The sequence below is a fragment of the Lacrimispora sp. 38-1 genome, assembly GCF_049890855.1.
GTDB lineage: Bacteria > Bacillota > Clostridia > Lachnospirales > Lachnospiraceae > Lacrimispora.
Map to the genome: position 1 here is coordinate 68,532 of NZ_JBANEW010000064.1, position 11,790 is coordinate 80,321.

Genomic DNA, 11,790 nt, shown 5'->3' on the forward strand with positions numbered 1-11,790 from the left:
GTTGGATTGCAGCAGCAGAGCCTGGCTGCAATCCAACGGATTTTTGAATTTATCTGTCAGATCCGGTCCGCTATTTCTTCAAACAGGCGGGCCTTGTCACGAAAATAATCTCTTGAAAATCCATCAGCCTCCTGTAAAGCTTCTTCCAGTGTCTTCGACTGAAGCTCTACGGATACCGCTTCAATTCCTGCCTCGATCACCAGTGTAAAAGCACCGTCTCCATGTGTCTGTATCTGCAGGCTGATGTAATGATGTTCTGCTTCAATACTCTTTCTGGCTACTGCACCCATCTCCCCAAACAGGACCCACGTATTCTCATATTCCATCTGCTATGCCCCTTTCTGTCTGAAACATCAAAAGATTCTGTACTATTATAGCACAGAATCTTTTGACTGACTACCATATATTGGCGTATGTATCGTAGATGGGACACAAAATCAGCATGGAATGCTTTCTGCAAATTTACGGATATCAGAAGCATTGGTGATCTTCTGAATCAGTCCGTCTTTTACCAATACAAGAGTGGGTGCCTGCATAATTCCCAGCTTGTCTGCCAGCTCTGCATTCTCTTCTGCATCCACTGTTTCATAATCTACATTCTTAAGGAACTGCTTTGCCAGCCTGCAGTTGGGGCAGGTTTTTGTAGTAAACAGATAAGCACCTGACGGCATCTCCGGCTTCTTGTCCGTTCCCTTTTCTGCCTTCTGCTCATGAGTAGCATTTTTTAAAACGGAGCCGGAAATATTGTAGGTAGTACGGTTTTTATACTCCTGCGTCTTTCCTTCATTCCAGTTTTGTACCGGACGGTAATAACCGGTAATACGGCTGTAAACCTCAGCTTTCTTTCCGCACACCGGGCAGACACTGTGCTCTCCTGCCAGATATCCATGCTCTGCGCAGATAGAATAGGTTGGAGACAGGGTGTAGTAAGGCAGCTTATAATGATCGGCAATGGTTTTAACCAGCTTTGCAGCTGCTGCCCAGTCAGGCAGCTTCTCACCCAGGAATGCATGAAATACAGTTCCTGAAGTATAAAGTGTCTGAAGCTCATCCTGAATGTCCAGGGCATCAAAAATATCGGCCGTGTAATCCACCGGAAGATGGGAACTGTTGGTATAATAAGGGGTATCTCCCTCATGGCCGGCTGTTTTAATGTCCGGATAATACTTCCTGTCATGCTTGGCCAGACGATAGGTTGTGGATTCTGCCGGAGTCGCTTCCAGATTGTAAAGATCTCCGTACAACTCCTGATAATCGGAAAGCCGTTCCCTCATATGATTTAAAACGGTTTTTGTAAACTGCTGTGTCTTTGTATCGGTTAAGTCTTTCCCCAGCCATTTTGCATTTAAACCAACCTCATTCATGCCGATCAGTCCAATGGTGGAAAAGTGATTTTCAAAGCTTCCAAGATAGCGCTTTGTATAAGGATAAAGCCCCTGATCCAAAAGCTTTGTAATAACCTCTCTCTTGGTTCTTAAGGATCTGGCTGACAAATCCATCATGTGGTTAAGACGCTTGTAAAAATCCGCTTCATCTTTTGCCAGATAAGCAATTCTCGGCATATTAATGGTTACCACACCAACAGATCCTGTACTCTCTCCTGACCCGAAGAAACCTCCGGTCTTCCTTCTTAATTCTCTTAAATCCAGTCTGAGACGGCAGCACATGCTTCTAACATCGCTGGGCTCCATATCACTGTTGATATAATTGGAAAAATAAGGAGTTCCGTATTTGGAGGTCATTTCAAACAGCAGGCGGTTGTTCTCTGTATCACTCCAGTCAAAATCTTTGGTTATGGAATAGGTGGGGATTGGATACTGAAATCCTCTTCCGTTGGCATCTCCCTCAATCATGGTTTCAATAAATGCCTTATTAACCATGTCCATCTCTTTTTTACAGTCTTTATATTTGAAAGCCATCTCTTTTCCGCCTACAATGGCATTCAGCTCAGCCATATCAGACGGAACAGTCCAGTCCAGGGTGATATTGGAAAATGGTGCCTGGGTGCCCCAGCGGCTGGGAGTGTTCACACCATAAATAAAGGATTCGATGCACTTTTTCACTTCCGGATAGGACAACCGGTCACTCTTTACAAAGGGTGCCAGATAAGTGTCAAAAGATGAAAATGCCTGGGCTCCCGCCCATTCATTCTGCATAATTCCAAGAAAGTTAACCATCTGGTTGCAGAGTACAGATAAATGCTTGGCCGGAGAAGAGGTAATCTTTCCCGGAATTCCTCCCAGCCCCTCTAAAAGCAGCTGTTTTAACGACCAGCCTGCGCAGTAGCCGGTAAGCATGGACAAATCATGGATATGAATATCCGCATTCCTGTGTGCCTCTGCTATCTCGTGATCATAGATCTCTGACAGCCAGTAATTCGCCGTAACTGCACCGGAATTGCTTAAGATCAGTCCTCCTACGGAATAAGTCACCGTTGAGTTCTCTTTTACACGCCAGTCCTCAACCTTAACATAACTGTTCACCACATCTTTATAATCCAGAATGGTGTTTTTCATATTCCGTATCTTTTCCCGCTGTTTTCTATATAATATGTAGGCCTTAGCCACATCCGTATATCCCGCGTGCTCCAGCACATGCTCCACGCTGTCCTGGATCTGTTCTACAGTTATCTTACCTTCATTCATTTTCTCCTGGAAATCTGCCGTCACCCGCAGAGACAGAAGCTCTAAAATTTCGTTGTTGTACTCCTTTCCGGTTGCCTTAAATGCTTTCTTAATGGCTTCCGTGATCTTCCCCAAGCTAAATTCAGCTTCTTCCCCATCTCTTTTCACTACCTGGATCATCTAACCTTTACTCCTTTCACAAAAACCGTCACGACTTTTTTTAGCATACAGATGTATTATAGCAGAAGAAAAAAGAAAACACAATATGTGGATTTTGTTTATTTCAAAATCTACATATTGTGTTTTTGTCATTCGTCGAAAAAGTCCTGGCTGCCTGCCAGACCTGCAAATAATTCTGCCGGTACATAAGCATTCACCAGTATTCCGTCTTCCTGGTATTCTTCTTTTAAAAGCTGGCCGTATTTTCGGATCTGCTGGATCTTTCCCGCGTCTTTATAGGAATAAACCTTCTCTAAGTAAATCCTTCTGCTTCTCAATATAGATTCAATCAGGTTCTCCAGTTCATCTATCCCTTCTCCTGTACGCGCGGAGATCCTGACCTGATAATCCGATGAGATGTCCTTAAGGGTGGTATCAGGTCTTAAAGCATCAATTTTATTAAACACGGTAACCATGACCTTATCCGTTACACCCAGCTCCCGCAGCGTCTCATATACCACATGCATCTGGATTTCCATCTGGGGATTGGAGCAGTCCACTACATGAAGAATAATATCACTGTATTTGGCCTCTTCTAACGTACTTTTAAATGCTTCAATCAGATGATGGGGCAGTTTTCTTATAAAACCAACCGTATCAGTTAAAAGAATCTGCTGGCCGCCCGGCAGGCTTAAGTTCCTTGTTGTGGGATCCAGTGTTGCAAACAGTTTGTCCTCTGCCAGAATTCCGGCACCGGTTAACCGGTTTAACAGAGTGGATTTACCGGCATTGGTATAGCCGACTATAGCAGCCACAGGCATGTGATTTTTATCCCTCTGCTGTCTTGCCACCTCTCTGTGGCGCTTTACATCCTCTAAATCCGCTTTCAGAACACTGATCCGGTCATGAATCAGCCTTCGGTCTATCTCCAGCTTTTTCTCGCCAGGTCCTCTGGTTCCGATTCCTCCGCCAAGTCTGGATAACGAGCTTCTTAAGCCTACCAGCCTTGCGGAACGGTATCTTAACTGGGCAAGCTCCACCTGGATTTTTCCTTCTCTGGTGGTAGCTCTTGCAGCAAATATATCCAGAATGACCATGGTTCGGTCCATCACCTTTATCTGCAGGGCATCCTCTAAATTACGCATCTGGGCCGGTGAGAGCTCATCATCACAGACCACTCCCGTTGCACCAAGTTCATAGATCCTTTCCCGGATCTCTTCAATCTTACCTTTTCCAAGATAAGTTCCCGGATGAATCCTCTCCCGGTTCTGAATGACCTTATCCACAGTAACTGCACCCGCTGTCTTAACCAGCTCTTCCAGCTCATCTAAGGATGCGCTCACGTCTGTGCCGTCTCCCGTACTTACTGCTGTTAAAATAACCTTTTCTTCTATCTCTTTTAGCTCTATCAGTTCTGCCATTCCCTCTCCAACCTATCTTGACTCCAAAAATGTAATTTCCCGTTGTGCTTCCTCATCCGGTCCATGTACAGAAACATATTGCTCCATGGTATCCAGAGCCTTCTTAAACTCTCCCTTACGCTCATAAACAACAGCGGTGTTAAACAACAGCTCCGGTACTTTCGACGCTTCCGGTGCTGCCAGGCCCTTTTGAAATGCCTCCAGCGCTCCATCCCAGTCCTTTTCCGCCATCCTGCATAATCCCATTCGGTTGTAGATCATGGGGCCTGCTTCTCCTGCGGCGGCTGCACCTTCATAGAGAGTCATTGCATCCGATGGAGATCCCGCATTTTCCATAGCTGCACCTGCTGCCATGAGTGCATTCATTCTTCCAGGCGCTGTGCTGTCCGGGTCAAGTTCACTGCTCCGGTTGTAATCAGCTATGGCACCGTCATTATCTCCCGCACCGGCTTTTGAAGCACTCCTCATATTCAGATATTCCGGTTTTTCGCCATCAACCTTGATTAAAATATCATAGGTACCTACAGCTGCCTGGTAATCACCGGAAAGATACTCCGCTTCCGCTCTGTATTTTAATACATCCATATCGAATTTTCCTACCAGGCCCTTTTTCACATCAATGGCCCGGTTAAATGACGAAATGGCGTCCTTGTAGTTTCCCTCCTCAAGGGCCTTAATTCCATCATCCCGGTAAGTGTACCGATTCTCTTTTTTGCCGCAGCCAGCCGTCACTGTAAGAATCAGAATAAGAACAATTAAAAGCGTTCCATATCCGGTTTTTCTTTTCATGTTAATATCTCCAACTTTAACAATTCTATAAATGTTATTGTATTCCAGTACTTCCGTGTCCGCCTCTGTCCTCATGATTTAAAGAATCCACAGCCTCAAAGCAGATGGCTGGCTGATGCTCTGTAATACGGAACTGGCAGATCCGGTCATTGACATGGATCACGGTATCCCGAAGTGCATACGCCGGGAAAAACCACTGGTCATTGTCTCCGCAGTACGTTTCATCAATAATTCCCATGCTGTTGGTCTGAATAATGCCGTAATTTTTAAAAGTACTGCTTCTCGGGACCACATGGGCTTCATAACCAGCAGGAAGTTCCATGGCTATTCCAAGAGGGATCAGTTTGAATTCACCGGCCTTTAACTCCACTTCTTTCGCAGCCCGTAAATCAATCCAGTCGGATTTGCCGTCTATGTATCTCAGTTTTTCTATCTCATCTGTAAAATATTTAATTTTTATGTTCGCACTCACTGTATGTCCTCCTGCTGTCTGCCGCCGTTTTCTTCTTCCTTAAGCAATACTCCGCTTCCGGAAAGTTCTTCTTCCACTTCCATTCGAATCTCCGCTGCTACCATAGGATCCGCCGCCGGTAAATTCTGAGTGGAACCAATGCCAAATCTTCTTAAAAATTCTTCTGTTGTTGCAAAAAGTGCAGGACGCCCCGGTGCATCCAAACGCCCGACCTCATAAACCAGATTATATTCTACCAGCTTGTTTACCGCATGATCCGACTTTACTCCGCGGATCTTCTCTATCTCAAGCTTTGTAACCGGCTGTTTGTATGCAATGATGGAAAGTGTCTCCAGAACCACTTCCGATAATACCTGTTTTTTCGGAGCACAGGCAACACGGATTAGATTCTCATAGTACTCCGGGCGGGTGCACATCTGAAAGCTGTTCTCCAGTGCAATGATCTGCATTCCCTTTTTGCCCGTCTCATACCGCTTCATCAGGCGAAGCACCGCTTCTTTTGCTGTTTCCTCATCCTGATCGATGGCTGCAGCCAGCCGGCCAAGCTCCACCGAATTTCCCATGGTAAAAAGAACCGCCTCAATGACCGCTTCCCATTTCTTTTCTTCTTTCGCGCTCTTTCCTGACCCGTTTGCTGTCAGAGTTTCTTTATCCATTGACTTTCTCTTCCTCTCCCAGATCCGAAAAATCCAGTTCCCCTTCCTCACCTTCCGGCTCCAGGGTTTCAATCATCATATCATCAAATAAATGCTCCTGGGTCAGAGTGATCTTGCCGATCTTCATGAGCTCCAGAAGCGCTAAAAAAGTGACCACTACCTCAATCTTGTCAGGCTGTCCCTCAAGCATCTTCCGAAAGGAAAACTTCCGGTTTTGTCTGGCAAAATCCATAACCGATTTTATCTTATCTTCCAGGCTTACTGCTTCCTTGCGGATGTTGCCAAAACGGCTTCTGATGGGATCCACCCGGTCCTCCGTCCGCTTCGTCACCGCACGGAAAATTTCCTGCAGCTTTGCCAGAGTAAGTCCGTCAAGAAGCTTGTCTAAATCTACGGGAGGCTCATACTTCGCCACCTGAGCAGGTACAGTAGGGGTCTTAAAAAGCAGGCGGTCTGCTCCTATCTCCCTGTCTCTTAACTCCGACGCCATATATTTAAAATATTTGTATTCCAGAAGGCGGGCAACAAGCTCTGCCCTTGGATCTTCTTCCTCCCCTTCTTCATTGATCTCTTTCGGAAGAAGCATGCGCGCTTTAATGTCAATAAGCGTTGCAGCCATGACAAGAAATTCGCTGACAATATTCAAATCCTCAGTTTCCATATGATTCATGTAATCTAAATACTGTTCTGTAATAGTCACAATGGGAATGTCATAGATATTCACTTTGTTTTTATCAATCAAGTGAAGAAGCAGGTCAAGAGGTCCTTCGAAATTATCCAGTTTATAAGAGATTCCCATATATTCCTCCAAAGCAGATTGAAAGCATGCTAAAAAGCAGTATACCAAATCCGGACCAATCTGTAAATATATGGAAGGTTCAAATTAAGGATTTGGGTTTTAAATCCACAACCACCACCTGGGGTTTGTTATTCAGCCGGATGTTAATGGAGTGGGTTCCAAGGCCCCTGCTTACAATCATGTATTTCTCATCTTTCTGAAACGTCCCTGCACAGCAGGGGTTAAAAAACTGATATTGAGGGGTCATGACTCCTCCCAGAAACGGAAGGCGTATGGTGCCCCCATGAAAATGACCGGAAAGGGCCAAATCCGCCCCCCAGCCCTGATAAGCCGGAAAATAAAGGGGAGAATGGGACAAAAGGATCTGAAACCGTTCTTGTGATGCCTTCCCTGCTTTTTGTTCCAGCTCATCTGGAAAAAGACGCTCCGGACGAAAATCCTTATAGCATCCTTCCTTTAAATCAACACCTGTAATCGCTATATCCTTCCGGTATAATTCCGTCCGGTCTCTTAAAACAATCACACCAAGCTTTTTTAAGCTGCTCTCATACGTATCATACTGGTCTCCGTAAACGGAACGCTCCCGGTCCATCCGGTTTTCATGATTCCCATTGCCGTAAAAAACAGGATATCTGGACGTCAGCTTCTCCATCAGTCTTAAACTGACCGACGTATCTGCTGTTTTCTTTACAACCATCATATCACCGCCGACAAGCACCACATCCGGATTCACATGATCAATTGTCTTTAGCAGTCTCTCATTGTCTGCTCCAAAACAGTGACTGTGAAGATCCGAAAGGAATACCAGCCTTAAGTTTTTTCCGATCTTACTGCTTTTTACAACTGTCTTCTCTACGGAAAGCTGTTCTCTCTCGTATTCAGAGCGCAGCAATGACACTGCGCCTGCAGCAGCACAAAAAACTCCGGCAGCAAACCACATCTGTTTATTCCTCATCTTTTCTCATTCCTTCTTTTGCTGTCCTTTCATCATACAATGAAAAACACGTCTGAGTCAAGTAAAAGGCTTTTATAATTGTAACCGATACCCGTATAATGGATACCAATTATGGATAATATGCAATACTGGATAATCACGGTTTAATAAGAGTGTGAGGTGACTAACTATGATTGTTTATGACAGACTGTGGGAAACCATGAAAAAGAAAAACGTCAGCCAGTATCATCTGATCAAATATTGCAAGGTCAGCGCTGGACAAATCGGACGGCTTAAGAAAAACAATTTCGTATCTACTCATACGATTGACATGCTTTGCAAAATTTTAAACTGCGGCGTGGAAGAAATTATGGAATATCGGGCCGATATTTGCGAGGCAGCAGACATGACCTGTGATACTGACCCTGAGGAAAATAAATAACAGGCTTTTCCTTCAGAGGATTTGGCATGAAAAAAGAGCCGGAAGGCTCTTTTTTCATGCCAGATCCATCTTAGGAGATCCAGACACCGGAGGTATCCAGGCGGTATCCATCCGGTGTAACCGTATCCTTTAACATAACACCGTCACTGCCAAGGTAATACCACTTATCATTGGTTTTCACCCAGTAATTGCATGCCATGGTTCCATCCTGCCGGTAATAATACCACTTATCTCCTGACTGCACCCAGCCGCCGGAAGCATTCGCTGTTAAATTACTGCTGCCTGTCCCTTTTAAGGCAAAGCCATAATCAAGAAGAGCTTTTGTATCGCCATAATGGGTTGATTTGCTTTTCATAATAACTACAATTAAGCGGGATCCATTCTTTTCCGCATATGTAACCAGTGTATTGCCTGCCAGAGATGTAAAACCTGTCTTTCCGCCCACCACACCGGGATAATAACGGGAGTCGGAAGAATTAATCATCTTATGTCCCATGGTTACGGTTCTGGCGCCTGCCTTCTTAGTGGCTGGAATCTGATAGCTGACAGTAGAGCACACTTTTCTTACCACACTGTTTTGAAAGGCAGCTTTTGCAATCAGCGCCATATCATGAGGCGTTGTATAATGATTGGAATTATTAAGACCGTTGGGATTGACAAAATTTGTATTGGTACAGCCAAGTTCTTTCGCTTTAGCATTCATCAGCTGGGCAAAGGAACTGACACTGCCGGATACATGCTCAGCCAGGCCGTTTGCCACATCATTGGCGGACTTGAGCATAAGACCATAGAGACACTGCTCCACTGTCAGCTTATCGCCTTCTGCCATATTTAAGGTGACCGCCCCTGCTTCCAGATTGGTAGTGGCTGCCTTCGAAAAGATAACAGTATCCGAAAGGTTCGTCCGTTCTGCCACCAGAAGCGCCGTCATCAGTTTGGTAATGCTGGCCGGATAATACTTCGTCTCACTGTTTTTGGAATAAAGGAGTGCGCCGGTATCGGCATCCATTAACACTGCTCCCTCTGAAGAAATCTGGGGCACACTTACGCTTAAAGCTGCTGTGGAAGTCCCCGTGGAAGCCGGTGCGGATTTCTGGCTGTCTGCGTTCTGGTCTGCCTGTCCGCTTATAACCGCCCCCGGTCCGGCTGCTGCCTGTGTTTCCTGTGCGGAACCTGGGAAGGGCGAAACCGTAGGTATCTCTGTTGCGTAAGAGATGCCGGATGCCATCATGGAAAAGCTGATTACCAGACTCATTAATCTGCATGTGTTTTTTGTCATAGCCTATTGTCTCCTGTATCTTTCTGCCTGTTTTTTCTTATATCAGTATATCATATAATCCAGTAATTTCTGCTTAAAATTTTCTTACAATCAAAAAAAAAATGCATCACTCATATAAGTGATGCATGATCTGTAAAATCCTCTGTATCAGTCCTCTTTTTCCAACTCTTCCAGCCTGTCCATGGCAATATTTAAAATCTCCGCATGGTCAAATGCCAGTTTCTCCTGGTCTAACATGTCAATTGCAGGAAGAAGTTCAATGTCAACATCTCTCTTCCACATCATGCCATCCCGTTCAAAAGTTTCCGTGATCCGATAACTGATAAAAATATGTTCGTCCTCATTCTCTATGGTAAGCGCATATGTCGCTCCGTTTTCAAGGTCGGAAAGCTTCTTTTTCTTTACTTCAAACCAACACGCCTTTTTGGCATCATCACCGGCCTGTACAGTCAGCTGATCCTTTGATACAGCAGCTAAGTAAGAAACGGAAATCACTCTGGTCCTGGGATCCCGCTTTACGCTGCCCCAGGTATAAAGCTGTTCCATATAGATTCCTTTTAACCCGGTTTCTTCCAGCAGTTCTCTGGCTGCTGCTTCTTCCAGGGATTCATCCATGTTCACAAATCCTCCCGGAATCGCCCACTGGCCTATGCAGGGGTGGTTTTTCCGTTTGATAAGAAGAATATCTGTCTTTGACTCCTCCTGGTCCCATGCAAATATCAGCATATCCACCGTTACCGACGGGCGTTCGTAATCTCCCGGACGGTATTGTAAAAGAAACTCTTTTTCCGTCAGCCCTTCTTCATTCTTTCGTTCCATTCTGCCCTTCTTCCTACCAGTTTTTTAAAATACAATGGACTGAAGCGCTCCAAGTACACCTGCACTGGCAAGTCCCATAATAACTCCTGCCATCAGAACGCCTCCCATCACAGCTAAAATACTGGATTTAAAATCAATATCAAGCAGGCTGGCAGCCAATGTGCCAGTCCAGGCACCGGTACCAGGAAGAGGGACTCCAACAAATATCAACAGAGCAATGAACAATCCCCTTCCGGCTTTCGCCTGCAGTTTTTCTCCGCCGCGCTTTCCTTTTTCCAGACACCATGTAAAGAATCCGCCGATCACCGGCTTATCTGCTCCCCACTCAAGAACCCTCCTGGCAAACAGATAGATAACCGGTACTGGAAGCAGATTACCGATTATCGCAATAAGGTAGGACTGGAACAAAGGCAGTCCCATCACTGCAGAGTAAGGAATCGCTCCCCTTAGCTCGATAAGAGGAACCATGGAAATTAAAAATACCGTTATATATTTTTGTAACATCATCTATTCCTTTCATAATAAAAGTCTGCTTTTATACTATACACAAAGATGGACCGTCTATCAACTGTTTTATAAAAAGATTATATTTACATACATGATTTGAAACCTTTACTGAATAAAATATTAACATTTATGAAATACTATTGTACTGACAAAACGAGTGTGATATAATCCTCAAAAGTTGATTATTATTATCCCACACACAGTTAAGAAGGATGTCTTTTATGAATATAAAACAGTTATTAACCAAATACCGGCATGTATGGATTCTCAGCTACGCCTTCCTCTATATACCATGGTTTTTCTACCTGGAAAAAACGGTGACCAGCAACTACCATATCATGCATATAGCCATTGATGACTATATCCCGTTTAATGAATATTTCATTATTCCATACCTGATGTGGTTTGCTTATGTGGCAGTTTCCATCTGTTATTTTTTCTTTCATGATGTAAAAGAATATTACAGACTATGCACCATGCTGTTTACTGGTATGACCATAAGCCTTGTAATCTGCACCGTCTTTCCAAACGGAACGGATTTCAGACCGCTTGTTGATCCGAATAAGAATATTCCATCTGCAATTGTTTATCTTCTCTACTCTGCAGATACCTGCACCAATGTATTTCCAAGCATACATGTGTACAATTCCATCTGTGTGCACATCGCAGTCTGCCGGAGTGAACGTTTGAAAAAGTACGGACTGTTAAGAGCGGGATCCTTTGTTTTAATGATTTCAATCTGCCTGGCAACTGTATTCTTAAAGCAGCATTCTGCTTTTGACGGTCTTGGCTCCATCGCCATGGCATATATCATGTATCAGTTTGTTTATTCTGATTCCCTTGTTCCAAACAGAAAAAAGGTTTCCGAAAAAGCAATCACTTAAAAAAA

At 44.5% G+C, this 11,790-nt stretch carries 13 protein-coding genes; 2 read left to right on the forward strand and 11 right to left on the reverse strand.

Features of this window, described 5'->3' with window-relative positions; genetic code table 11:
• Positions 1-56 precede the first annotated feature (56 nt).
• The 8 genes from V7D18_RS19295 to V7D18_RS19330 form a co-directional block, all read right to left on the reverse strand.
• The gene (locus tag V7D18_RS19295; protein ID WP_117417879.1) at positions 57-326 is read right to left on the reverse strand and encodes a hypothetical protein; all 270 of its coding nucleotides are present in this window, start codon (positions 324-326) and stop codon (positions 57-59) included.
• Positions 327-437: 111 nt separating this feature from the next.
• Entirely contained in the window at positions 438-2,804 is a 2,367-nt protein-coding gene (locus V7D18_RS19300) for a ribonucleoside triphosphate reductase (RefSeq protein ID WP_426156595.1), read from the reverse strand.
• A 128-nt stretch (positions 2,805-2,932) separates the two neighbouring features.
• A complete protein-coding gene (gene hflX, locus V7D18_RS19305; protein ID WP_426156597.1) occupies positions 2,933-4,204 on the reverse strand; it encodes a GTPase HflX in 1,272 nt (423 codons plus the stop codon).
• A 12-nt stretch (positions 4,205-4,216) separates the two neighbouring features.
• The gene (locus V7D18_RS19310) at positions 4,217-4,993 is read right to left on the reverse strand and encodes a tetratricopeptide repeat protein (RefSeq protein WP_426156598.1); all 777 of its coding nucleotides are present in this window, start codon (positions 4,991-4,993) and stop codon (positions 4,217-4,219) included.
• A gap of 34 nt (positions 4,994-5,027) precedes the next feature.
• The gene (locus tag V7D18_RS19315; RefSeq protein ID WP_288828585.1) at positions 5,028-5,465 is read right to left on the reverse strand and encodes a dUTP diphosphatase; all 438 of its coding nucleotides are present in this window, start codon (positions 5,463-5,465) and stop codon (positions 5,028-5,030) included.
• The gene (gene scpB, locus V7D18_RS19320) at positions 5,462-6,121 is read right to left on the reverse strand and encodes an SMC-Scp complex subunit ScpB (RefSeq protein ID WP_426156600.1); all 660 of its coding nucleotides are present in this window, start codon (positions 6,119-6,121) and stop codon (positions 5,462-5,464) included. Before scpB ends, V7D18_RS19315 begins: the two co-directional genes overlap by 4 nt.
• A complete protein-coding gene (locus V7D18_RS19325) occupies positions 6,114-6,920 on the reverse strand; it encodes a segregation and condensation protein A (protein ID WP_426156602.1) in 807 nt (268 codons plus the stop codon). The genes scpB and V7D18_RS19325 overlap by 8 nt, the downstream gene beginning before the upstream one ends.
• 79 nt (positions 6,921-6,999) lie before the next feature.
• Entirely contained in the window at positions 7,000-7,860 is an 861-nt protein-coding gene (locus V7D18_RS19330; RefSeq protein ID WP_426156642.1) for a metallophosphoesterase, read from the reverse strand.
• Between the two features lie 184 nt (positions 7,861-8,044).
• On the opposite strand from V7D18_RS19330, the gene V7D18_RS19335 reads away from it, so the two are divergent.
• On the forward strand, positions 8,045-8,296 hold the full coding sequence (locus tag V7D18_RS19335; RefSeq protein ID WP_426156604.1) for a helix-turn-helix domain-containing protein: 252 nt from the start codon (positions 8,045-8,047) through the stop codon (positions 8,294-8,296).
• Between the two features lie 70 nt (positions 8,297-8,366).
• On the opposite strand, the gene V7D18_RS19340 is transcribed toward V7D18_RS19335, so the two are convergent.
• The 3 genes from V7D18_RS19340 to V7D18_RS19350 form a co-directional block, all read right to left on the reverse strand.
• Positions 8,367-9,575 carry a serine hydrolase gene (locus V7D18_RS19340; RefSeq protein WP_426156605.1) on the reverse strand — a complete coding sequence of 403 codons (1,209 nt, stop codon included), beginning with the start codon at positions 9,573-9,575 and terminating at the stop codon, positions 8,367-8,369.
• Positions 9,576-9,722: 147 nt separating this feature from the next.
• Positions 9,723-10,394, reverse strand: a complete 672-nt coding sequence (locus V7D18_RS19345; RefSeq protein ID WP_426156607.1) for an NUDIX domain-containing protein — start codon at positions 10,392-10,394, stop codon at positions 9,723-9,725.
• A 24-nt stretch (positions 10,395-10,418) separates the two neighbouring features.
• Entirely contained in the window at positions 10,419-10,898 is a 480-nt protein-coding gene (locus V7D18_RS19350) for a COG2426 family protein (RefSeq protein WP_426156644.1), read from the reverse strand.
• Positions 10,899-11,122: 224 nt separating this feature from the next.
• On the opposite strand from V7D18_RS19350, the gene V7D18_RS19355 reads away from it, so the two are divergent.
• Positions 11,123-11,785 (forward strand): phosphatase PAP2 family protein, encoded by a 663-nt coding sequence (locus tag V7D18_RS19355; RefSeq protein WP_426156609.1) that lies wholly within the window; start codon positions 11,123-11,125, stop codon positions 11,783-11,785.
• The last annotated feature ends 5 nt before the right edge of the window (positions 11,786-11,790 follow it).

Bases quoted from the DNA above. Each gene is read 5' to 3' on its own strand.
- V7D18_RS19295 (WP_117417879.1), bottom strand. From the start codon at position 326: ATGGAATATGAGAATACGTGGGTCCTGTTTGGGGAGATGGGTGCAGTA.
- V7D18_RS19300 (WP_426156595.1), bottom strand. From the start codon at position 2,804: ATGATCCAGGTAGTGAAAAGAGATGGGGAAGAAGCTGAATTTAGCTTG.
- hflX (WP_426156597.1), bottom strand. From the start codon at position 4,204: ATGGCAGAACTGATAGAGCTAAAAGAGATAGAAGAAAAGGTTATTTTA.
- V7D18_RS19310 (WP_426156598.1), bottom strand. From the start codon at position 4,993: ATGAAAAGAAAAACCGGATATGGAACGCTTTTAATTGTTCTTATTCTG.
- scpB (WP_426156600.1), bottom strand. From the start codon at position 6,121: ATGGATAAAGAAACTCTGACAGCAAACGGGTCAGGAAAGAGCGCGAAA.
- V7D18_RS19325 (WP_426156602.1), bottom strand. From the start codon at position 6,920: ATGGGAATCTCTTATAAACTGGATAATTTCGAAGGACCTCTTGACCTG.
- V7D18_RS19330 (WP_426156642.1), bottom strand. From the start codon at position 7,860: ATGTGGTTTGCTGCCGGAGTTTTTTGTGCTGCTGCAGGCGCAGTGTCA.
- V7D18_RS19335 (WP_426156604.1), top strand. From the start codon at position 8,045: ATGATTGTTTATGACAGACTGTGGGAAACCATGAAAAAGAAAAACGTC.
- V7D18_RS19340 (WP_426156605.1), bottom strand. From the start codon at position 9,575: ATGACAAAAAACACATGCAGATTAATGAGTCTGGTAATCAGCTTTTCC.
- V7D18_RS19345 (WP_426156607.1), bottom strand. From the start codon at position 10,394: ATGGAACGAAAGAATGAAGAAGGGCTGACGGAAAAAGAGTTTCTTTTA.
- V7D18_RS19350 (WP_426156644.1), bottom strand. From the start codon at position 10,898: ATGTTACAAAAATATATAACGGTATTTTTAATTTCCATGGTTCCTCTT.
- V7D18_RS19355 (WP_426156609.1), top strand. From the start codon at position 11,123: ATGAATATAAAACAGTTATTAACCAAATACCGGCATGTATGGATTCTC.